Origin of the sequence: Nitrosopumilus sp. Nsub, from assembly GCF_001541925.1 — an archaeon.
GTDB lineage: Archaea > Thermoproteota > Nitrososphaeria > Nitrososphaerales > Nitrosopumilaceae > Nitrosopumilus.
This window is the reverse complement of sequence record NZ_LQMW01000017.1, coordinates 26642-46675: the sequence shown is the minus strand read 5'-3', so window position 1 is coordinate 46675 and position 20034 is coordinate 26642. Positions and strand designations below refer to the sequence as shown.

Below are 20034 nucleotides of genomic sequence, written 5' to 3'. Positions count from 1 at the left end.
CCTTAGAAATTAGTTGTACTTAACTCAAGATTTTTTTCAATTCACTACTAACTAATGTCTGAACTGTTTTCAATGATCCTTTAATTCCTAATAATTTGATAATTGAACTTGTATGAAAATCAAAATCATCTTTTTCTGAAATCTCATTGACAATTTCTGGAGTAATTGATTCAAATAATTTATTGATCGTTAGATTGTCAATTCTTTCTAAAATTTTTCTTGCTAACAATTGTTTTTCAAATTCTTTACCAAATCTTTCAATCCATTTTTTTTGATAATTTTCAAGTTCTTCTCTTTCATTTGTTTTTAAAAACTTGGCTATGGCTTGTCCGGCATACACTCCTCCCATTCCGCTTGTAAAAATTCCTCCTGCAGTTGTTGGTTTTGCTTGTCCAGCTGCATCACCTACAATTACTGTATTTTCTTCAACAAATTTTTTGATTGGTCCTTTGATCCATATTGGAGCAAAAATCTTCCTTATTGTTGAAAATTCTCCTTTTTGTTTAAGAAATTCGTTTAATGTTTCTGAGACGTTAATTCCTTTTCCTGCAATTCCTACTTTTCCTTTCCCTTCATCAGATGGAATTATCCATGCAAAAAAACCTGGGTATTTTTCTTGATCAAAAATCACTTCTACTTTTCCTTTTTTGATCCAGTCTGCATAAATTTCATATTGTGCAGATGATAAAATTCCTGTTCGATCCTTATGAATTAATGATGAAACCCCTCTTGCATCTACAAAAATTTTACAATCAATTTTTCCTTCATTTGTTCTAATCCCTGTTTTTGTAATTTCTTGAAAACTGGTTCTTACTTTTACTACTGCACCATTTTTTTGAGCTTGAAATGCAACTTGTTTGTCTAATTCTCTTCTACTGATTTCTACTACTTTTTGATTTTTTGAATTAATTGTGAAATTTTCTCCATTTGGTGATGTAATCTTTGCAGATTCAATCATATGTTCAAAAGTTTTTCTAGATGGAATAATTCCTAATTCTTCTAAACCTGCAATACTTACCAATCCTCCACAATGTTCTGGTGTTCCAATTTCATAATCTTCTTCAATTACTAATACTGAAAATCCTTCTGAAGAAATTTCTCTAGCTGTTAATAATCCTGCAATACTGCCACCTGCTACAATTGTATCATAGTACACAGATTTTGGTTCTTTGTCAATTATTTATTTCCAAAGTTTTTCATTGTGCCTATTTCTAAAAATGGTATGGGTGAAATTAAACAAGTAATTGCGGTTAGATCTGACTTGGGTATGGGTAAAGGTAAGATTGCTGCTCAAGTAGGTCATGCATGTGTAATGGGTTCAGAACATGTCAGAAAATCTCATCCAGAATGGTGGTCTGAATGGTGGGGTGGACAAGAGAAAGTTGTCGTTAAAGTCTCAGGAATTAAAGAACTACAAGAAGTAAAAAGGCATGCAATTGATTTGAACTTGCCTTGGTCTGAAATTTCTGATGCAGGTCACACCCAATTAACTCCTGGAACTACGACATGCATATCTATTGGTCCCGCACCTGAAAATTTGATTGATAAAATCACTGGTGATTTGAAATTATTGTGATTTACTGGGAATGAGATATTAACAGTGATATTCAAAAAAATCTGTGAAAAAACAGACTAAGGGAATTTTGGCATTTGGTTTTCTAGGAGGTCTTATGTTGACTTCTGGTGTTTTAATTGCCATTCCTGGATATGATGAACAAGTGGATTATGCAGCAATGAATGATCCTGAATTAACGATTACTGGAACACCTGCTGATAATTATCCTGATGAACAAAGAAATCAATTTTGTAGTTCTGATAAAATTGCAAAATCAACTAAGTTTGTTCAAGAATTTGTTATACCCACTGAATGTACTAACCCATTAGCTATTACTTCTGATTATGATGGTAATGTTTGGTTTGTTCAAACTAATACTGGTAACCTAGCAAAATTTGATCCTTCAACTCAAACATTCACTGAATTTGAAAATCCTACATGGCCTGATGGTGCTCGTTCAATGATGTGGGGTATAGATTATGCTCCTGATGGATCAATTTGGTTTACTGATGAAACTTATGACTCTGTTTGGAAATTTTCAACCTTTGAAGAAGAATATGAGCGATTGTCATATCCTTCTGAAGGAAATTCATTACCTCAAAAACTTCGAATTGATGGCTCTCAAATTATAATTAATGATTTTACTGGAAACAAATTAACAATTTTGGATGTAAATCCTACTGATACTGAAGTAAATTATTTGAGTATTCCATCACCTGTAGATGATTCTGTCACAGCTGACTTTGCAATAGATGGAAATGACAATATCTGGTATACTAATTGGTTATATCAACAAGGCGGAATTTTAGTACAGTTTAATCAAAATGATTATCTTGATGATGTTACAACTACTGGACAACTATACTTACCATTAATTGATTACATTGATGGTTACCCATTACCTGTACAACTACTTACTCCAAATGGTGTAACTTTTTCTGATGATGGTACCTTGTGGTTAGCAGATACCACTTCTTCATCCTTCTTTAGCTTTGATCCTTCTACTGAACAATTTATTCAATATGTCACTGCTGATCCAATTCTTGAAACATTTGGAAATCAAACAGGCATTGTTAAATCTCCTCTATCTAGACCGTATTGGATTGAAAATGATGAACAAGGGAGACTTGTATTTAATGCACAAACAGCAAATAATATTTCTGTAATGGATCCAAAAACACAAACTCTAGTTGAATACCATGTTCCTTCAAAAAATCCTAATTGGGCTGACTGTGATTCTGGAATTGAAGTAATGGAAAACTGTGGCGTTGCACAAATTTTTGATTTTGCTATTTCTGGTGAAAAGATTTGGTTTACTGAATGGGTTGAAAATAAAATAGGTGTTGTGGATACATCTGTACCATTACCATTTGACATTCAACTTGAATTTGATGAAGTAACCCTTTCTCCAGGTGAATCTACTACTAACTATTTCATTATTTCTCAGTCTGAAAATGATCTTGTTGACCTTATTTCTATTGTATCCACTACTCATGATTTTCTAGTTGTTGAATCTATTGATTCTCAAAATATTGAAATTTCTGCTTCAGAACAAGCTATCCCTGGAACCTACAAAATTTTACTGGGTGCACAAACTTCAGATATTGCAATCAGTAAATATCTCACAGTGATTATAGAGTGATACCTGAAATTGATTCACAAATAGGAATTTCTGTTTATACTACAAAATTTTCTGGTATAGGTGGTAAAATTAGAAATGATCCTGAAGACTTTGAAGTATCTGAATTAATTTCTAAACATGCCACAAATTCTATTACTCCTGAGAGTGGTTATGCTGTTTACAAACTAAAAAAGAAAAAAATTGACACTAATCATGCTTTATCGGGGATTTTTAGAAAAACTGGTGTTCGTCTAAAATCTTTGGGACTAAAGGATGCCTCTGCTGTAACTGAACAATTTGTTGGTTCACCTCACAAAGGAAAACCTATTGAAGATTTTTCTACTGAAAAATATTCTCTTAGAAAAATTGGATTTACAAAAAAACCCTTATCTAAAAAAGATATGATTGGCAATAATTTTAAAATTCAAATTTCTGATTGCTCTGAAAATTTAACTTCCTTTGACGAACATAACCAAATTTTGAATTTTTATGGATATCAACGATTTGGATCTAAAAGACCTGTGACTCACTTAATTGGAAAGGCAATTTTACAAAGGGATTTTGATATGGCTGTTGATTTGATTCTTTCATTCACTTCTTCATATGATTCAGCTGAAAATACTGAAATTCGTGAAAAACTTTCTGATAAGGCTAATTATAAAAAATATTTTGATAAAGTTCCATCTCAAATGGATATTGAAAAGATTGTTTTAAAAGAAATGATTGGCCATGATGATTCTATTCGTGCAATACGTGCAATTCCTTTGTCTTTAAGAAGATTTTACATTCAAGCATACGAATCATATATTTTCAATAAATCTCTTAGTACTGCATTTTTAGATGGTGAAAATCTATTCGAATCTCAATCAGGTGATGTGTGTTTTGATTCTAAAAGTATTATTGGAAAATTCAAAGATGGGGTTGAACAATATCTTGCATTACCATTTGTTGGATATTCTTATTACAAAAAGACAAGATTTGACTATTCTATTTCTAAAATTTTGGTTGACGAAGAAATTACTCCCAAAGATTTTTTCATTAAAGAAATGCAAGAAGTAAGTAGTGAGGGAGGATTCAGACAAGCTGCAATTCATTGTACTGATTATATGTCTGAGAAAAATAGAGTTGAATTTTCATTGTCTAGAGGATCCTTTGCCACCATTTTGTTAAGAGAAATTATGAAACCCAATGATCCTCTTAATGCTGGATTTTGATGGATTCATTTTTTTAGAATTTTCAATAATGTCCCAATGACAATAATTGTTATTCCTACAAACATCATTTGAATTCCATATGTGACCCAATCTGGATTTGCAAACATGAATGATGATTCTGGACCTATCACTGATTGGCCTTGTAAATCAAAAATTAAACCAAAAATGAAAATTATTGCCCCGACTGTTATGACAAAATTCCCTTTTTTCATGCTTTTTTTGAATGATTTCCATTAAAAAGGGTAAACAGAATTGATTCATTTAGCAAATCATTTTCGGGCTGTATTTTTAATCATTTTCTTATGATGTCATAAAATGTACAATTGGAGTGGTCAGTCTGAATCTGATGGGCACAAATATCTTGGATTGATATTGTTTTCTTCTTCAGCCTTACTAGCTCTGTTATTGTTTTTGATATTTCACCCTCAAATTGACGCCATTAATCGAGAATCGCCAATTCTAATCAATTTGATGTTTATTCCTGCAATGGCTGTAGGATTTCTCTATGGAATTAAAATTACTAAACGAGCTGTAAATCCAGCTGAAATTCATAGTCCTATTAAAAGATCTATTGTAAAAATATTCTTGTTCTTTTTTGTAATGGGTGGAATGTTTAGTTCTGTTAATTTTGCAATTAATGGTGGAAGTGTAATGCCTGATGTATCTATTTTTGAAGATGGTTTGTTAACATGGGTTCATACATTTGTAATGGCAAACGGTGGTGTCACTTTCTTAATTATCTCAAGTATTACTTTAATGGCTGCTGCAACAAAAAGAATTGTTGGTCTGGATACGGGATTTCTTAATAGATTAGTTTCATGTGCTAGTACATTTGTTTTTGTAACTGTTCTTGCTTTGAGTTTTACAAAATCAGATCCTACTTCATCTGGTATATTTCTATATACTTTTTATCAGGCTGGAATTGTTGGCGGTGCATTTTTTGCAATGAATCGATTAACTAAAGACAAGAATATGATATCTGATTTTGCTAATGGATACTAAATACTAGTTTTCATTTTTACAAACATTATTAATTTCTAGTATCCTCTAACGTTTGTGGGATTTCTCGATAAAATAAAAAAAAATATTGAATTAAAACAAAGTACTCCAAATATTTCGTCACTTAAAAAAACAGAAGAAAAAATTTTGGAATTAACAAAGAAACTTGAATCACATCCAGATGATTCTAAAATTTTGTTTGAATTATACACATGTTATGTTGGAACATCAAATTCTAAAAAGAAAATTGAATGTCTAGAAAAATTAACTTCTATTTTGCCTGAAGATTTTTATCCGCTTCAACAATTAGCAGATATTTATCTAAATGAATTAAATGATGAAAATAAGGCAAAATTCTATCAAAATAAGGCTAATGATGTTAAAATTAATTTCTAGTTTTCACTAATAATTGATAACTAGTTTTCTAGATCTACATAAATTCCTGAAATTTCATTATTTATTCTATCCCAGTAAATTTCACAGCCATCTGTTTTGAAATCATTTGCTTTACACTCGTTGAAATGAGCTGTAGCATCTCTTGACATGTTATCTGCATATAATACATCCTCACCTATGACTAATCCCACTACTAAAACTGCTAACAAACTGGCTGATACCAAGATCATGGAATACCCAACTTGTCTCAAATTTCTGGATTTTTTCATTCACGTGAAATCGATAAGGCTTGAATTTAATCTTTTCAAGTCGTCTCTTGTTAGTTCTTATCGCTAGAGTCTTTTTTCCGATAAAAAGAAAAGAAAGTACTTCAAATAACTTTCATTGAGCATTCAAATCCTTCAATATGAGTTTCTAGGGCCAATTCCTTTATCAGAATGGGGTCCTCCTATGGAAAAATTAGTCTATTTGATCTTATCTCGAACCAAAGATAAATTTGACATGGTCTATGTTGGGGATTGTCAAAAAACTGATGAAAAGTCATTTTTTACATCTCATGAACAATTCAAATGTTGGTTACAGAAATCTGGTTCTGAACAATCTTTGTACCTTGCAATTTTTCCAATGTTTGAAGCAAGTGATGAAAAACGACATAATGTAATTCAAAAAATTCTAGCTCAGTACAAACCTCCTTGTAATGTTGATGAAATTTCTGAACCAAAACCTGATTATGTTGTAAGGGTATCCGAGGAATCAGATAAAGATTCAGAGGAATCAGATAAACCTGAATAATGACTCTGAAAAAGATTTCTTGTACATGATATGGAAATAAAATCAATTTAGAAAAGAAACTGGAAAAATCTAATCTATATCATTGTAATAATTGTGGAATAAGTGATACTGGACTTAATTCTTAACTTTGTTTTGTACATCAAATAACTGTAAAGTTAGTAAATCTAATGCCTTTTTCATATGTTGAAATTCATTAACTGAATGCATTTGTCCTTCAATGAGGGCTCTCATTACTTTAATTGAATTTTTTTGAAAATCGTCTGATGCTATAATTTCCATTCCATTTAATTTTGATAATAAATTATCTAGATCTTTTATCATCTCATCTGATGGCTTGTGTTTATCCATAGAATTCAGATTTTTTTTTCGTATATGAATTATTACTCTAATTTTTTAATAAACTGTTTTTTTGAAAATGTTTATCTAAATGAAATAATTGAACAATATGTATGGGATTCAAAAAAGGTATTGAAAAATGTGTAGAGTGTGAGAGAAAAATGTCTGAGGACCCAGATGAAACTGGAATGTGTAGTAAATGCGGTTCTGGTGCTAGAGTTGATTCAGAAATTCAAAAAGAATTAAATGATTTAGGAATTTTCTAGAGTTTTTTTATATTACAATAAATCTTCATCAATTTCTTGAATTGGATTGATATATTGCGAACACGTGCATGTTGGAATTTTACATTTTCCTAACTTTATCATTAATTTACTTTCTTCATCTGGAACATGAACTTCGTCTGTATGGTGACATCTTTTACAGTTCATTTTTCTTATCAGACCTCTAAATACTTGGAACTAAAACTGCGCGTGCGTCAATCTCTGAATCTTTTAACTTCATTAAAGCTTCATTTGCTTCTTCTAAAGGAAATGTTTCATAAATTACTTCGATATCATTTTCACTACATATCTTGATTACTTGTTCCATATCTTTTGTAGATCCAATCAACGTACCCCTAATTGTTTTTTCTTCAAATGCAATGAATTCTGGCCTTTCTCCAATTGTTGCAATGACAATTGTTCCTCCTTTCTTGACTGATTTTATTGCAGTATCTGTTACGATATCTGCTGGAGCAAATACTATTGCAGCATCTAATAATTCATGTTTTTGATTTAAGTTATCTAAAAATTCTTTTTGTTCTTTTGAAAAAATCATAGTGTCTACTGCTCCTAATCTTTTTGCAACATCCAAATGATTTTGTGATCTTGAAAACGCAATAACTTTGGCATTCTCTATTTTTGCAAATTGCACTGCCATGTGACCTACTCCCCCAATTCCAAAAATTCCAATTTTTTTATCCGTTTTTGGTTCTGCTGCTTTAACTGCCTTGTATGCGGTAATCCCTGCACAAAATAATGGTGCTGCGTATTCTGATTTCATTTCATCTGGAATCTTAGTTGCAAAATCTTGTCTAACGGTAATATATTCTGAATATCCTCCTTTCAATGTCTCTCCAGTAATTTTTGATGATTCGCAAAGGTATTCTTTTCCTTCATCACAATATTGACAATTTTTACATGCTTCAAGCAATGGTGTAATTCCAGCTCTTTCTCCTACTTTGAATTTGGTCACATCTTTTCCAATCTCAATTATTTTACCGACCACTTCGTGTCCTGGAACAATTGGTAATGTGGCTGGAATTCCAATATGTTGCCAATCTCCTTCAATTCCATGAAGTTGTGAATGACAAACTCCACAAGCTTCGATTTTTAGTAAAATTTCATCTGATCTTTCAATTTCATGTTTATCTATTTTAATTGATTTCAAAGGCTTAGTTTCAATTTCTGCACATTCTGAAAGTACCATTGCACGCATTTTTTCCATAAACAAAAAAAAATTTCATTGAATTTTAATATACTGTTTTAATTTTTTTCTGATAAATAATTGGAATTACGATAAGATTTATTTTAAAAATAATGTAAGTTAGTGTATGGCTGATATTTCTTCAGAAGATCGTGAAAGGATAAAATTACTGACTCTAATATCTTCTTCAAAACATGAATTTGATAAACTATCTTTAGAACAATTGGCAAGATTAGAAGAATTACTCAAGAAAAAAGATTACAGTCATGATAAAAAAGCAGATAAATCAAAAACTAAATTTCTTAAGAGAATTAATGTACGAATTTATGAATTAACTGAAGGTAAGGGAATATGGGGTTAATTCCATCTGGGTACAAATATTCAAAACTCTTTTGATTAATTATGGTTGGAAATCATTTAATTCATGAAACTAGTCCTTACTTACTTCAACATGCTGATAATCCTGTGGATTGGTATAGCTGGAATGATGAAGCACTAAAAAAAGCAAAAGATGAGAATAAACCTATTTTTTTGAGTATTGGATATAGTTCCTGTCATTGGTGTCATGTAATGGCTCATGAGTCTTTTGAAAATGATGATGTTGCTAAATTTATGAATGAACATTTTGTAAACATCAAAGTTGATCGTGAAGAACGTCCTGATATAGATGATATTTATCAGAAAGTTTGTCAAATAGCTACTGGTCAAGGTGGTTGGCCATTGAGTATTTTTCTTACTCCTGATCAAAAACCATTCTATGTTGGAACCTATTTTCCAGTTTTGGATTCCTATGGTCGCCCAGGATTTGGAAGTATTTGCAGACAATTGGCACAAGCTTGGAAAGAAAAACCTAAGGATATTGAAAAATCTGCTGAAAGTTTCATTTACGCATTACATAAAACTGAAAAAATTTCAGACCCTACGAAATTAGAACGAACTTTACTTGATGAAGCAGCAATGAATCTATTCCAACTTGGTGATCCTACATATGGTGGATTTGGTTCAGCTCCTAAATTTCCAAATGCGGCAAATATTTCATTTTTATTTCGTTATGCAAAAATTGCAAATTTATCAAAATTCAATGAATTTGCATTAAAAACTTTGAAAAAAATGGCAAATGGTGGAATTTTTGATCAAATTGGAGGGGGCTTTCATAGATACTCCACTGATACAAAATGGTTGGTTCCCCATTTTGAAAAAATGCTTTATGATAATGCCCTCATGCCTGTAAATTATTGTGAAGCATATCAAATCACCAAAGATCCGTTTTATCTAGATGTACTAAAAAAAACACTTGATTTTGTTTTACGTGAAATGACCTCATCTGAAGGAGGATTTTATTCTGCTTATGATGCAGATTCTGAAGGTGTGGAAGGTAAGTTCTATGTTTGGACAAAATCTGAAATCAAAGAAATTCTTGGTAATGATACTGAAATATTTTGTCTTTATTTTGATGTAACAGGTGGTGGAAATTGGGAGGGCAGTAGTATTCTTTGTAATAATCTTAATCCTTCCACAATTGCATTTAATTTTGGAATATCTGAACAAAAAGTTCATGAGATTATAGATTCTTGCTCAAAAAAATTATTGGAAGTACGTTCAAAAAGAATTTCACCTGGATTAGATGATAAAATTCTAGTCTCTTGGAATTCATTAATGATCACAGCTTTTGCCAAAGGCTATCGTGTAACAAATGATATTCGATATCTTGATGCCGCAAAAGATTGTATTTCTTTTATTGAAAAAAATCTCTACGTTGATGATAAATTATTGAGGACATACAAAAATGGAACTGCGAAAATTAATGGATATCTTGAAGATTACTCATATTTTATAAATTCACTATTGGACGTATTTGAAATCGAACCTGATGAAAAATATCTTAAACTTGCATTAAAATTGGGTCGTCATTTAATAGAACATTTTTGGGATTCAGAAAATAATAGCTTCTTTATGACTTCTGACAATCACGAAAAATTAATTATTCGCCCAAAAAGCAATTATGATTTATCTTTACCATCTGGAAATTCTGTTTCTTCATTTGTAATGTTGCGATTATATCATTTGTCTCAAGAACAGTCATTTCTTGATATTTCCCTAAAAATTATGGAATCTCAGGCACAAATGGCAGCAGAAAATCCATTTGGATTTGGATGTCTCTTAAACACCATTTCTATGTATTTGGAAAAACCTATCGAAATCACTATTATAAATTCTGAAAATTCAGAACTTTGCAATTCTCTATTTACTTCGTATTTGCCTAACTCTATCATGGTAAATATTAAAAATTCTGAACAACTAAATTCCCTTTCAACTTATCCTTTCTTTTCTGGAAAAACTTTTGAAGATAAGACTTCTGTTTTTATCTGTAAAAATTTTTCTTGTTCTTTACCACTACATACTTTAGATGAAGTAAATTCAAAACTTTAGATTTTTTTTAAATCCACATTTATGGTATTTCCAACTTGTGGTCTTCCCATCCCATCATATCTTGATTTTGGCATGGCAATTGTAATTTGTGTTTGTTGATATGATTTCATATTTACCGTTGGTTGTGCTTGCAAAATTGCTTCTAATAATGGCATAACTTGCTCTTTTGTTTCTGAATCTAATTTCTTAGATACATTTTCAATGATTAATTGTTTTTGTGAAATTGGTTCTGTTGATACATTTTCAATTAATGTTAATTGTATCATTTGTCCGTTATCTACTATCTGTGTAATTTTAAATTCATTAGTTGCAGACACTGATTGTTCATTTAATCTTAATGATTTATCTTTAACGAATTGAAAAATAGAGTGCTATTACTGCTGTTGCCACTGCAGATGTTACTCCTAGACCAAATATGATCTTACCGCCATCAATTTTCATAATTTTACCCTTTTTGATTCAAATTAAACTGTACTGTTGTTTTGTTGCTAATTTTTGATTTCTGTCTTTTTTTATGCCTAATTTTTTCCTCAATTTGTTTTTTCATTTGATTGGTTCTTTGCTTTTATTGGGGATGAAATTGCTTTTTTAATTTGAGATGCTTTTGTTTTTATCATTTCATTAAATTCTTTGATATCTTCTAGACTTGCTGTTTGTTGTTGATTTTGATAAGCTTGAAGAAATCCTGAATATACACATCCTGTAATTATTCCAAATGCCGTGTCTGGAACTGATTCTATTTCTGGACGAAATTTCTCTGCAATTTCTCTATATGATTCTGATTCGCTGATGTAATATTCAATCAAACTGTTGATGAATTCTTTATTTTCCTTAGCAATTGTCATAATCTTATTTTGATTCCTAGTTTATTTAATTATCTTTTTTTATATGATAAATTTATGTAAACGGAAATTTTATCTTTTATGTTGTTGGAAAATCTATCTCCTGAACTTCGAAAAACTTTGAGACAAATCAAAAAACAAACTTTAGCATTGCAATCTATTCGTAATTTAAATAAAATTCAAAAATTAATATGGTTAGAAATGGCTTCTCAGCAAACTGGAATTAATGTGGATAAAATATGTTGTATCAACAAACCTATCAATCTAACTGTATTTCATGTTGGCGATTCAAAATCTTCTGTACTGCTTTGTAATTATCATTCTAAACAAAAATATTTTTTAAAAGATATTTTTGAAGTAAAATCTTTAGATGAGAATTTGGTTGATTCTCATACTATGTGATTTTAAAAAAATTTACTCATTTCTGTAAACTGTAATGTAAAAATAGTATTAGTTCTTAGTTTTGATATGGTTTTGAATGAAATTCTTACTAAAGAAAGAGATTCTTTAAGAGATGAAAATATCGAACTCAGAAATAGAATTCACCAACTTGAACTCTCATTACAAAAAGCATTAGATATGTTAGAAAATGATGATTAATTTTTCATTTCTGTGATAAACATCAACCACGTTTTATTTTCAAATAAAAGTTTAGTAATTGGTTTAATTGAATGATTTTCTTGGGAAATTGGAAATTAGATTTTGAAGATGGATATTATCGAATATTTGATTCTTCCAAATTAATTACTGGGTATTTTGATCCTGATTACGGTGATTTATCTTTGTCTAAAAATCCTGATGATGTGATTTTATCAAAAATCCAAAATCATGAAAAAATTTCTGGTGGAATGATTATGATTCCTCTTGTTAAATTCAGATTATTTGACACTGATTTGAATACTACTTTATCTAATGTTCAACAAAATGTGTCTAGAGTCTCTACACATCTTCAAAAATGGGATTCTCTGTTGTCCAAAATAAATAATTCTTCACATTTTATTGGAATTTCTCATACTGATCAAGATATGTTAACAATAACATTTCCTGTAAAATTTTCTGAACCCACTCCTCTTGATACATCCTATTTAATTAAAGAAATTTCTCCTACTTTGGATTTATTGGAAACCTGTGAATTATTGTAATCTAAATTTTTATTTATGGCATGTGTTCCATTTTCCAATCTTCAGCTTTATTATTACAATTAAACCATTCAATTTCTATTTCATTAGAATCAAATCCTCCTGATTCGTTTCTAAATTGCTCATTACATCGCTCTTTCATTTTTTCTGAAACTTGTGAAACTTTTTGTGGTGAAACTCCTTGAGGCTCTTCAAATTTTTCGCCTCCCACATAATGTTTTATCCCTACTTTTGCTGCTTGAAATTCAACTAACCCTAAGTTTTGATATTCATATGCTTCTTGAATTAATGCATCTGAACGAATTTTTGATGCCTCATTACCTGTTTTAATCCAATCAATTAATTGTACATCACTTTCAAGCTGAGTTTCAGCTGACATTTTTAATAACACCACTGAACTTTGAAATGATTCTGGTGGCGTTAACTCATCGTATTTTGTTATGATCTCTTGAAAATTTTCTATATGTTCATCATAAAATTCAAATAATTTTTCTTTTGTAACGTCTCCTTCTGACCACTTGGTTTTTTCAGAATAAAATTTATTTTGAATTTCTGAAACTTGATTTTCAATTTGACTTAATTCATTTCCAAACTGTAATCCTTTTTGTTTTGTAATATCTACTGAATAATTATATGAAATTATTCCGCCAATGATTATGACTGCAATACTAAGAATTATGATGTTTTGAATTTTCTTTTTTTTCAAAGGTAATCTGTGTAATTTCCATTTTCATCTAGTTTTAATTCAATAGTTAATTCAGTACCACTGATAAATGAATCATTTCTAGTTGTTCTGACTCTTGCTACAACTAACTCATAAGGCCATATTTCTACGACAATTGCTCCTACTTTTGCTTTTGGTGTTTCTGTAATTTCCATATCTTCTCGTTTTATTCCATGTTTTTCTAACATGTGAATTGAGTGATCTAAAAGTGGTTTAGGATTATTGTAATTCAGTACCCATACTGTTCCTTCATATTCAATTTTCTGCAATTTGAAACAATCCTAATTTACTCATATAACAATTAATCCCTTACTGATACTTATTTTGTTAATTTATGCTCTTTTTTCTTAATTTGTAAGAATTTAACAAAAATCATGCCCAGAAAAAGATCTTTTTAGTTTTATTACTAATTCCAAAAAACATTCCTAATCTCACTCTGTCAGAACTTCCTTGAATTTTATTTACTTCGTGAAGAAAATTAGGATTGATAATTATTAAATCTCTTAACTTTGATTCAATAAATCCAATGTTTTTGTAAAAAATAGCAATTATTTTAGGTAGAACAATAATTGATATATCATGACTGATGATGTTGATAAAAGTTTTTTTGATATATTAGCTCAGTTAAAAGAAATCGATCCTGAGGCATACGATAAAGTCCTAAAAGAATTAGAATCTAAAAATGATGTAGATACATAGTCATTGATTTTTTAGAAAGATCTAAAAAGAACTCTATTGAAACTCATAGAATTGAAAGAAAAAATTGAATCTTCAAAAGAACTTAGTACTAAAAAAGTACCTCGTTCATTAAATAATCTGTTAAAAGTCGAACAAGATTTAAAAAAAATGAATTTAGAATTAAAAAAAGTTGTAAAAAAAGTTAAGATATTGGAAAAAGAAAATTCTAAACTTCAAAAGAAATTAGATAAACAATAATTTTACTTTAATTTGTGATTTCGATCTATTTACTTGTATCAATTACATTTAATGTCATTGTACTAACAACTCTTGATAATTTTCTTATGGTTGCAACTACTTTTTCAAAACCTTCTTGATCCTCTGTTTCAATTTCTGCAATTACGTCATATGCACCAAAAGTTAAGTATGCATTACTAATAATGGGCATCTGTTTTAATTCATCAACAATGTATTCTTCTGCCCCTAAGTCGCAATTTAATAAAATGAATCCTTTGTGCATTCTTTTACCTTGTTTTAGTATAGTGGTTCTTGTCTTTAAATTTTTGTAATATTACCATCTACTACGTCCACCGTAGCTATTTCTACCGCCCCTGTCGTTATCTCTTCTTTTACCTCCTCTGCTATCTCGACCGTAGCCTCCGCCTCGACCGTAGCCTCCGCCTCGGCTACCTCCTCTAGAATAATTTGATCTAGAACCGCCACTTCCGCCATATCTTCGTGGTGATGACTGTCTTTTTAGCGGATCTGGAATTGAAATTTCAATATTCATTTCTTGATTAAGATCACGTAATGGAACTTTGATTTGACGTTTAATGATGTTCCAATCTCCTACTGATGAATATGATACAAATGTGATTGCTTTTCCTTCAGCTCCTGCTCTAGCTGTTCTACCTATTCTGTGAAAGTATGCCATTTCTTGGTTTGGCACATCATAATTGACTACTAATTCTACTTTTGGAACATCGATGCCTCTTGAAACAACATCTGTTGCAACTAAAATATCTGCTTTACCGCTTCTAAATTTACCCATTGATTGTTCTCTTCTACTCTGTGACATGTCACCTTCGATAGCTACTGCATTGTATTTTTCTTGGTGGAGAAATTTTGCAACATCTCTTGTTCTGTATTTTGTTGAACAAAATACTACTGATTGTCCTTTTGTTTTTTTAATAAAATCTAAAAGGTACTTGAATTTGTCTCTGTCTTTAATAACTAAATATGCTTGGTCTATACCTTCACCACTTAGATCATCTGCATCCAATAAGAATTGTTTTGGATTGTGTAAATAATCTTCAGATAACCTTAAAATTTCTGTAGGCATTGTTGCTGAAAACAAAGACATTACTCTGTCTTCTGGTGATAAATCTAAAATAAACTGAATGTCATCTATGAATCCCATATCCAACATGGTATCTGCTTCATCAAGTACAATGTGGGTGATGTCTCCTAATTCAATTGAACCTCTTTTGAGATGATCAATTAATCTACCTGGAGTTGCAACAATAATTTCAACTCCTCTTTGTAATGCATCTAATTGAATTCCCATTCCTTGACCTCCATAAACAGTTGCAGTTTTGATTCCTGTATATTTGCCCATTTTTTTAATTTCTGTACTGATCTGTATTGCCAATTCTCTTGTAGGTGCCATGATTAGTCCTTGAATTCCTTGTTTTGGTGTAATATCGTTTAACATTGATAATGCAAATGCTGCTGTTTTTCCAGAACCTGTGTGGGCTTGACCTACAACATCTCTTCCTGAAAGCAATACTGGAATTACAGCTTCTTGAATCTCAAAAGCCTCTTCAAAACCTTGGTCAGTAATTCCTCTAAGTACTTCTTCTTTTAATCCTAGTTCTTTAAATTTTGTCATTTTGTTTTCTTCTCTTAAGCAATGACGATAAAGCTCATTGCCTGTTCGTCATTATTCCGATATTCCAAATCGTTGTTTCAGGTCTAATAAACGCTTGTTATTTTAATTTCCTAACTGTTTATCGATAATTTTTTTGAAACTTTCAAATGGTTGAGCTCCTTTTAATTCTGTAAATCCTATTTGTTCATTTCCAATAAAAAATCCTGGTGTTCCTGATATTCCATATGTTCTTCCATCATTTAGATCATTTTGAATTTCTTTAACGTATTTTGCAGTTGATAAACATGAACTAAATTGTTCTTGTTCTAATTGGATTTCTGATGAATATTGGTTAAACAATTCTATTGCATAGATTGTTTCTAAATTACTCCATTGATTTTGTTTTTCAAATAGGATGTCGTGCATTTCCTTAAATTTACCCTGTTCATTTGCACATTCTGCGGCAACAGATGCTGGAACTGCATTAGGATGAATGCTCTGTATTGGAAAATCTCTGAATACTAGTTTGACAGTTCCTTTTTCAATATACTCATCCATTATTGCAGGAAGTGTTTGTATGTGAAACTTAGCACAAAATGGACATTGAAAATCTGAAAATTCTATAATTGTGATTGGTGCATCTGGATTACCAATTACTGGATCATCGTCTGCAGATATTTTTGGTGATGGATTTGGTTGACTTGTAGGTAATTGCTTTTCAAGCATTTTTAATTCTAATTCTGCAATTGCATTTTCGAATTCTTTTTGTGATACTTGTTCAGAATTTAAATTTGAAACAAATGATCCTGCAAAAAATGCTGCAATTCCTGTTATGATAATGATTCCAATAATCAATGAATTGAAAGTTGATTTTTTTATTACTTTTTCATCTTTTTTAATATTCTCTACAAAAGAATTTTCATCCATAGAATATTTCTCATTTTAGTCTACTTATTCGTATTGTAAATACCTGCATCTCATTGAAAATTAAAAGCCACTGACGGGATCTGAACCCATGACCTACTGATTACAAATCAGTTGCTCTACCAGGCTGAGCTACAGTGGCACGAAATACATTGAATTTTTTGAAGGTTTAAAGTGTTACCTGAGATAGTATTGTATTTTTTTAAAATAATCTCCACACCTTTCAATTTATAACATTGAGTTTTTGATATTTGTTATGAGATACATTGAACCTACTCGAGTTAAGGTTCTCATGATGATGTTTTTTGCAACCGGAATTGTCGGTATTCTGATAGGACTGTCTGCTATTACTCCTCCAAATCTCAAAATGATGATAACCTTTTTGGGGTTGATCAATGTGGGCTTGGGAGCATTCTTTACATTCATCTATCTTACTCAAATTAAATCTGAACCTGACAAAAGAAAGAAAAAGAAAAAATCAAAATCTGACAAGTAAATCTCATTTCAAAGAATTAAAGTATAAATAATAATTCTCTATCAGGAATTCAGAAATGTTAGACTTAGTTGCCAAAGAATTATTCCTCACAAGAGGTAAAGGTGTTCATGAAGATAGGCTCACTAGTTTTGAATATGCTTTAAGAGATGCAGGAATTGCTGGAACAAATCTTGTATTGATTTCTAGTATTTTCCCACCACATGCTAAACTGATTACCCGAAAGGAAGGTTTGAAAAAAATCAAAGCAGGACAGATTTTATTTACAATTTATTCTAAAAATCAAACAAAAGAACCTCATAGAGTATGTGCTGCTTCTGTAGGTATTGCTCAACCAAAAGATAAGGAACGCTATGGCTATTTGTCAGAGTATGAATCATTTGGTCAAAATGAGGTTCAAGCTGGTGATTATGCAGAGGATATTGCAGCTCAAATGCTTGCATCCTCATTAGGAATTCCTTTCGATGCTGACAAAGATTGGGATGAAAAACGACAACAATGGTCTATCTCTGGAGAAATTTACAATACTCATAATATCACTCAATCTACAAAAGGTGACAAAGATGGAAAATGGACAACTGTTTTTGCAGCTGCAGTTCTTTTAGTTTGATTATTTTTTGTAGCCTTTAAGATAAAAAATTGCTGCACCAATTGAAATTACTGCAATAATTACTACAACTATAATTGATTCATCTGATTGTATTTCTTCATGTTTGATCCTATCCCCGCCTAATGAAAATTTTAACTCCTCTTCATTAATTGAATCACGTTCTCCAAAAATAAATTTGCCTTGAATTTGTTCTCCTTTCTGCGGATCAAAAATCCATCCTTCATTTGTAAGCTCTGTTGGCATCTCTATTCCATCAATATTTTGAGTTGGTATGATGTTTCCTTTAACGTCTGATACGTTAGTTTCTTCATCTGATAATATGATTATTTGAAATAAGGAATTTAGTGGATAATTGCCATCTGAAAAGTAGTTTGATCTAGTAAGTTCATTGATTTTAAAAAATTCCAATGGATTAATTTCTATGCCTGATTTAATTTCATTTTCAATTGGACTGTTTGTTGCAACTCTTAACTGTAACAGCGATTTTGATTCTGTTGGAATTATAGAAAATGACATTTTTGCATTTTCATCTGTGGATAGAGTTTTTGCAACATCATAAAATCCTCCATTCTCTCTAATGCTACTAGATATGAGCATTGATGATAGTTTTCCATACATTGAATCGGTATCTTCCATTGACATTGTATATACTGCTGAAATGGTACCTGTACCTGAAACAACCCCTGAAGTGTCTAACAATTCATTTGCTTCGGCATTACTGTGAATATAAACTTGGAAAAATTTTGCATTGGTATCAAACACTTGATTAATTTCATCAATTAATGATTCTCCTATCGCTTTTGATGACTCTTGTATGGCATTGATTCCTTTGTCTTCTGGATTTCTTTCAATGTTGATCAAAATACATGATTGATCTGTAACTCCTAGTACACAATTATTTTCATTTGTAATTATTATTGCCTCAATTCTTTCATTGTTTCTAATTTTCTCTTCTAATTCCATTGGGATTCTAATTTCTTGAATGTTAGTACTAAGTAGAGTTATTGATACAATATTTGTTTTTGAAATCTTTTCATCAATAATGACTTGAGCTGATTCTTGAAAAGTAGATAATCCAATTTCTTGTGAATATGCTTGTTCAGCTGAAATTCCTACAAACCCAATTAAAAGTACTATGAACATTATCTTCAGCATATTTTCGACTTCTGTATATGAGATATTAAATTTACTTATTTTTTGTTTTATGTTTTTTAAAACATCTCTCATGGGAAACTCATATTTTATTGTCTTACATTTTCAAATTAATGGCTTTATTCCCTATTCTTGCTGAAAATTTCAATGATCCTTTAATCCAATTCATTGTAATACTGAGTACGTTTGGAATTGGTTTATCTCAGGGAATTTTTTTAGGTAGGGCAATTCTCATAAGATTTCCACGCTTACAAAATCATCTAAAAACCGTATCGGTGTCATTATTTGTTTTATTTTTAATAAATACAATTCTTAGTGTTCCTCGTTTTCAATCTCCTGAAAAAATTGATCTTACTAATTTGGCTGTAACAAATCCTAATGATTTTGTTTCAACTGTTTTTATGATTTTTGGAATGAATACTGGATTTTTGACTGTTCTTGCTTTTTCAATTATGGTTATGACTTTTGTGATTTTAAAATTTACAAATTTACATGGAATTGTAAAAGGATTTGTTTTCTTCTTTAGTAGCTTGTTATTGATATTTACTGCATTAAGTCGATTCACAGATCTTACTCCTAGTTCTTTTGAAGTATTGTTGTATTTTCTTTATCAGTTGGGCGTGACAATCGGAGTTCTCTTTGGAACCCTTCGAAAAATTAGACCTCCTAAATTGGATTTAAAATAATTTCAAAGGTTTAAATGATATATTTCCAAATAATTTGTGACATCGAATTCAAACCGTTCGGGGAACAAGCCGGCAGTCCATGCGTTGGACTGTCGGCCCCATTATT

29 protein-coding genes and 1 tRNA gene are annotated in these 20034 nt (G+C 30.7%); 15 read left to right on the top strand and 15 right to left on the bottom strand.

Features of this window, described 5'->3' with window-relative positions; genetic code table 11:
* Window positions 1-19 precede the first annotated feature (19 nt).
* Window positions 20-1156, bottom strand: coding sequence for an NAD(P)/FAD-dependent oxidoreductase (locus AW732_RS03455; RefSeq protein WP_067958548.1), 1137 nt, complete (start codon window positions 1154-1156; stop codon window positions 20-22).
* Window positions 1157-1222: 66 nt separating this feature from the next.
* On the opposite strand from AW732_RS03455, the gene pth2 reads away from it, so the two are divergent.
* The 3 genes from pth2 to truD are packed head-to-tail and all read left to right on the top strand — an operon-like array spanning window position 1223 to window position 4390.
* On the top strand, window positions 1223-1576 hold the full coding sequence (pth2, locus tag AW732_RS03450; RefSeq protein ID WP_067959038.1) for a peptidyl-tRNA hydrolase Pth2: 354 nt from the start codon (window positions 1223-1225) through the stop codon (window positions 1574-1576).
* A gap of 43 nt (window positions 1577-1619) precedes the next feature.
* Window positions 1620-3197 (top strand): lyase, encoded by a 1578-nt coding sequence (locus AW732_RS03445; RefSeq protein WP_067958547.1) that lies wholly within the window; start codon window positions 1620-1622, stop codon window positions 3195-3197.
* Complete coding sequence (gene truD / locus AW732_RS03440; protein ID WP_067958541.1) at window positions 3194-4390, top strand: tRNA pseudouridine(13) synthase TruD; 1197 nt, start codon at window positions 3194-3196, stop codon at window positions 4388-4390. Before AW732_RS03445 ends, truD begins: the two co-directional genes overlap by 4 nt.
* Window positions 4391-4395: 5 nt before the next feature.
* Here the strand turns inward: truD and AW732_RS03435 are convergent, their stop codons facing one another.
* Complete coding sequence (locus AW732_RS03435; protein WP_067958531.1) at window positions 4396-4602, bottom strand: hypothetical protein; 207 nt, start codon at window positions 4600-4602, stop codon at window positions 4396-4398.
* A gap of 103 nt (window positions 4603-4705) precedes the next feature.
* Here AW732_RS03435 and AW732_RS03430 point away from each other — a divergent pair, with 103 nt between their 5' ends.
* Both AW732_RS03430 and AW732_RS03425 read left to right on the top strand, forming a co-directional pair.
* Window positions 4706-5392, top strand: a complete 687-nt coding sequence (locus AW732_RS03430) for a hypothetical protein (RefSeq protein ID WP_067958529.1) — start codon at window positions 4706-4708, stop codon at window positions 5390-5392.
* 54 nt (window positions 5393-5446) lie between these two features.
* The gene (locus AW732_RS03425) at window positions 5447-5785 is read left to right on the top strand and encodes a hypothetical protein (protein ID WP_067958525.1); all 339 of its coding nucleotides are present in this window, start codon (window positions 5447-5449) and stop codon (window positions 5783-5785) included.
* Window positions 5786-5805: 20 nt separating this feature from the next.
* On the opposite strand, the gene AW732_RS03420 is transcribed toward AW732_RS03425, so the two are convergent.
* Window positions 5806-6054, bottom strand: coding sequence for a hypothetical protein (locus AW732_RS03420; protein WP_067958523.1), 249 nt, complete (start codon window positions 6052-6054; stop codon window positions 5806-5808).
* A gap of 181 nt (window positions 6055-6235) precedes the next feature.
* On the opposite strand from AW732_RS03420, the gene AW732_RS08895 reads away from it, so the two are divergent.
* The gene (locus tag AW732_RS08895) at window positions 6236-6577 is read left to right on the top strand and encodes a hypothetical protein (protein WP_253805552.1); all 342 of its coding nucleotides are present in this window, start codon (window positions 6236-6238) and stop codon (window positions 6575-6577) included.
* Window positions 6578-6691: 114 nt separating this feature from the next.
* Here AW732_RS08895 and AW732_RS03410 read toward each other — a convergent pair whose 3' ends face one another.
* From AW732_RS03410 to AW732_RS03405, 3 genes are all read right to left on the bottom strand, one after another.
* Window positions 6692-6925, bottom strand: a complete 234-nt coding sequence (locus AW732_RS03410) for a hypothetical protein (RefSeq protein WP_067958521.1) — start codon at window positions 6923-6925, stop codon at window positions 6692-6694.
* Window positions 6926-7191: 266 nt separating this feature from the next.
* Window positions 7192-7344: a hypothetical protein gene (locus tag AW732_RS08700; RefSeq protein ID WP_172790388.1), complete on the bottom strand. Its 153-nt coding sequence runs from the start codon at window positions 7342-7344 to the stop codon at window positions 7192-7194.
* 16 nt (window positions 7345-7360) lie between these two features.
* Window positions 7361-8401: an alcohol dehydrogenase catalytic domain-containing protein gene (locus AW732_RS03405; RefSeq protein WP_067958519.1), complete on the bottom strand. Its 1041-nt coding sequence runs from the start codon at window positions 8399-8401 to the stop codon at window positions 7361-7363.
* A gap of 106 nt (window positions 8402-8507) precedes the next feature.
* Here AW732_RS03405 and AW732_RS03400 point away from each other — a divergent pair, with 106 nt between their 5' ends.
* Entirely contained in the window at window positions 8508-8741 is a 234-nt protein-coding gene (locus AW732_RS03400; RefSeq protein ID WP_067958518.1) for a hypothetical protein, read from the top strand.
* 41 nt (window positions 8742-8782) lie between these two features.
* Complete coding sequence (locus tag AW732_RS03395) at window positions 8783-10810, top strand: thioredoxin domain-containing protein (protein WP_067958515.1); 2028 nt, start codon at window positions 8783-8785, stop codon at window positions 10808-10810.
* On the opposite strand, the gene AW732_RS03390 is transcribed toward AW732_RS03395, so the two are convergent.
* Both AW732_RS03390 and AW732_RS03385 read right to left on the bottom strand, forming a co-directional pair.
* Complete coding sequence (locus AW732_RS03390) at window positions 10807-11127, bottom strand: hypothetical protein (RefSeq protein WP_067958513.1); 321 nt, start codon at window positions 11125-11127, stop codon at window positions 10807-10809. The genes AW732_RS03395 and AW732_RS03390 overlap by 4 nt on opposite strands.
* A gap of 213 nt (window positions 11128-11340) precedes the next feature.
* Window positions 11341-11655 carry a hypothetical protein gene (locus AW732_RS03385; protein WP_067958511.1) on the bottom strand — a complete coding sequence of 105 codons (315 nt, stop codon included), beginning with the start codon at window positions 11653-11655 and terminating at the stop codon, window positions 11341-11343.
* 84 nt (window positions 11656-11739) lie between these two features.
* On the opposite strand from AW732_RS03385, the gene AW732_RS03380 reads away from it, so the two are divergent.
* From AW732_RS03380 to AW732_RS03375, 3 genes are all read left to right on the top strand, one after another.
* On the top strand, window positions 11740-12054 hold the full coding sequence (locus AW732_RS03380; RefSeq protein ID WP_156416062.1) for a hypothetical protein: 315 nt from the start codon (window positions 11740-11742) through the stop codon (window positions 12052-12054).
* A 66-nt stretch (window positions 12055-12120) separates the two neighbouring features.
* A complete protein-coding gene (locus tag AW732_RS08980; RefSeq protein ID WP_256381637.1) occupies window positions 12121-12252 on the top strand; it encodes a hypothetical protein in 132 nt (43 codons plus the stop codon).
* A gap of 71 nt (window positions 12253-12323) precedes the next feature.
* Window positions 12324-12794 carry a hypothetical protein gene (locus AW732_RS03375; RefSeq protein WP_067958508.1) on the top strand — a complete coding sequence of 157 codons (471 nt, stop codon included), beginning with the start codon at window positions 12324-12326 and terminating at the stop codon, window positions 12792-12794.
* 13 nt (window positions 12795-12807) lie between these two features.
* On the opposite strand, the gene AW732_RS03370 is transcribed toward AW732_RS03375, so the two are convergent.
* Both AW732_RS03370 and AW732_RS03365 read right to left on the bottom strand, forming a co-directional pair.
* Window positions 12808-13497: a hypothetical protein gene (locus AW732_RS03370; protein WP_067958502.1), complete on the bottom strand. Its 690-nt coding sequence runs from the start codon at window positions 13495-13497 to the stop codon at window positions 12808-12810.
* A complete protein-coding gene (locus AW732_RS03365) occupies window positions 13494-13784 on the bottom strand; it encodes a hypothetical protein (RefSeq protein ID WP_067958501.1) in 291 nt (96 codons plus the stop codon). Before AW732_RS03365 ends, AW732_RS03370 begins: the two co-directional genes overlap by 4 nt.
* 481 nt (window positions 13785-14265) lie before the next feature.
* Between AW732_RS03365 and AW732_RS03360 the strand changes: the two genes are divergently transcribed.
* Complete coding sequence (locus tag AW732_RS03360) at window positions 14266-14451, top strand: hypothetical protein (RefSeq protein ID WP_172790387.1); 186 nt, start codon at window positions 14266-14268, stop codon at window positions 14449-14451.
* A gap of 25 nt (window positions 14452-14476) precedes the next feature.
* On the opposite strand, the gene AW732_RS03355 is transcribed toward AW732_RS03360, so the two are convergent.
* The 4 genes from AW732_RS03355 to AW732_RS03340 all read right to left on the bottom strand — a co-directional run bounded on the left by AW732_RS03355 (window position 14477) and on the right by AW732_RS03340 (window position 17129).
* A complete protein-coding gene (locus AW732_RS03355) occupies window positions 14477-14713 on the bottom strand; it encodes an Lrp/AsnC ligand binding domain-containing protein (protein WP_067958495.1) in 237 nt (78 codons plus the stop codon).
* Window positions 14714-14764: 51 nt separating this feature from the next.
* A complete protein-coding gene (locus AW732_RS03350; RefSeq protein ID WP_067958491.1) occupies window positions 14765-16084 on the bottom strand; it encodes a DEAD/DEAH box helicase in 1320 nt (439 codons plus the stop codon).
* 102 nt (window positions 16085-16186) lie between these two features.
* The gene (locus tag AW732_RS03345) at window positions 16187-16990 is read right to left on the bottom strand and encodes a DsbA family protein (RefSeq protein ID WP_067958488.1); all 804 of its coding nucleotides are present in this window, start codon (window positions 16988-16990) and stop codon (window positions 16187-16189) included.
* Between the two features lie 65 nt (window positions 16991-17055).
* Window positions 17056-17129: transfer RNA gene (locus AW732_RS03340), tRNA-Thr, on the bottom strand.
* Between the two features lie 114 nt (window positions 17130-17243).
* Between AW732_RS03340 and AW732_RS03335 the strand changes: the two genes are divergently transcribed.
* Window positions 17244-17483, top strand: coding sequence for a hypothetical protein (locus AW732_RS03335; RefSeq protein WP_172790386.1), 240 nt, complete (start codon window positions 17244-17246; stop codon window positions 17481-17483).
* A gap of 55 nt (window positions 17484-17538) precedes the next feature.
* Window positions 17539-18090, top strand: coding sequence for a pyruvoyl-dependent arginine decarboxylase (locus AW732_RS03330; protein ID WP_067958483.1), 552 nt, complete (start codon window positions 17539-17541; stop codon window positions 18088-18090).
* Here AW732_RS03330 and AW732_RS03325 read toward each other — a convergent pair whose 3' ends face one another.
* Window positions 18091-19245 carry a hypothetical protein gene (locus AW732_RS03325; protein WP_067959035.1) on the bottom strand — a complete coding sequence of 385 codons (1155 nt, stop codon included), beginning with the start codon at window positions 19243-19245 and terminating at the stop codon, window positions 18091-18093.
* Window positions 19246-19355: 110 nt separating this feature from the next.
* On the opposite strand from AW732_RS03325, the gene AW732_RS03320 reads away from it, so the two are divergent.
* Window positions 19356-19928 carry a hypothetical protein gene (locus tag AW732_RS03320; RefSeq protein ID WP_067958480.1) on the top strand — a complete coding sequence of 191 codons (573 nt, stop codon included), beginning with the start codon at window positions 19356-19358 and terminating at the stop codon, window positions 19926-19928.
* The last annotated feature ends 106 nt before the right edge of the window (window positions 19929-20034 follow it).

Bases quoted from the DNA above. Each gene is read 5' to 3' on its own strand.
- AW732_RS03325 (WP_067959035.1), bottom strand. From the start codon at position 19,245: ATGCTGAAGATAATGTTCATAGTACTTTTAATTGGGTTTGTAGGAATT.
- AW732_RS03335 (WP_172790386.1), top strand. From the start codon at position 17,244: ATGAGATACATTGAACCTACTCGAGTTAAGGTTCTCATGATGATGTTT.
- AW732_RS03385 (WP_067958511.1), bottom strand. From the start codon at position 11,655: ATGACAATTGCTAAGGAAAATAAAGAATTCATCAACAGTTTGATTGAA.
- AW732_RS08980 (WP_256381637.1), top strand. From the start codon at position 12,121: ATGGTTTTGAATGAAATTCTTACTAAAGAAAGAGATTCTTTAAGAGAT.
- AW732_RS03350 (WP_067958491.1), bottom strand. From the start codon at position 16,084: ATGACAAAATTTAAAGAACTAGGATTAAAAGAAGAAGTACTTAGAGGA.
- AW732_RS03395 (WP_067958515.1), top strand. From the start codon at position 8,783: ATGGTTGGAAATCATTTAATTCATGAAACTAGTCCTTACTTACTTCAA.
- AW732_RS03330 (WP_067958483.1), top strand. From the start codon at position 17,539: ATGTTAGACTTAGTTGCCAAAGAATTATTCCTCACAAGAGGTAAAGGT.
- AW732_RS03420 (WP_067958523.1), bottom strand. From the start codon at position 6,054: ATGAAAAAATCCAGAAATTTGAGACAAGTTGGGTATTCCATGATCTTG.
- AW732_RS03320 (WP_067958480.1), top strand. From the start codon at position 19,356: ATGGCTTTATTCCCTATTCTTGCTGAAAATTTCAATGATCCTTTAATC.
- AW732_RS03400 (WP_067958518.1), top strand. From the start codon at position 8,508: ATGGCTGATATTTCTTCAGAAGATCGTGAAAGGATAAAATTACTGACT.
- AW732_RS03430 (WP_067958529.1), top strand. From the start codon at position 4,706: ATGTACAATTGGAGTGGTCAGTCTGAATCTGATGGGCACAAATATCTT.
- AW732_RS03345 (WP_067958488.1), bottom strand. From the start codon at position 16,990: ATGGATGAAAATTCTTTTGTAGAGAATATTAAAAAAGATGAAAAAGTA.
- AW732_RS08700 (WP_172790388.1), bottom strand. From the start codon at position 7,344: ATGAACTGTAAAAGATGTCACCATACAGACGAAGTTCATGTTCCAGAT.
- AW732_RS03405 (WP_067958519.1), bottom strand. From the start codon at position 8,401: ATGGAAAAAATGCGTGCAATGGTACTTTCAGAATGTGCAGAAATTGAA.
- AW732_RS03375 (WP_067958508.1), top strand. From the start codon at position 12,324: ATGATTTTCTTGGGAAATTGGAAATTAGATTTTGAAGATGGATATTAT.
- AW732_RS03435 (WP_067958531.1), bottom strand. From the start codon at position 4,602: ATGAAAAAAGGGAATTTTGTCATAACAGTCGGGGCAATAATTTTCATT.
- AW732_RS08895 (WP_253805552.1), top strand. From the start codon at position 6,236: ATGGAAAAATTAGTCTATTTGATCTTATCTCGAACCAAAGATAAATTT.
- AW732_RS03355 (WP_067958495.1), bottom strand. From the start codon at position 14,713: ATGCACAAAGGATTCATTTTATTAAATTGCGACTTAGGGGCAGAAGAA.
- pth2 (WP_067959038.1), top strand. From the start codon at position 1,223: ATGGGTGAAATTAAACAAGTAATTGCGGTTAGATCTGACTTGGGTATG.
- AW732_RS03410 (WP_067958521.1), bottom strand. From the start codon at position 6,925: ATGGATAAACACAAGCCATCAGATGAGATGATAAAAGATCTAGATAAT.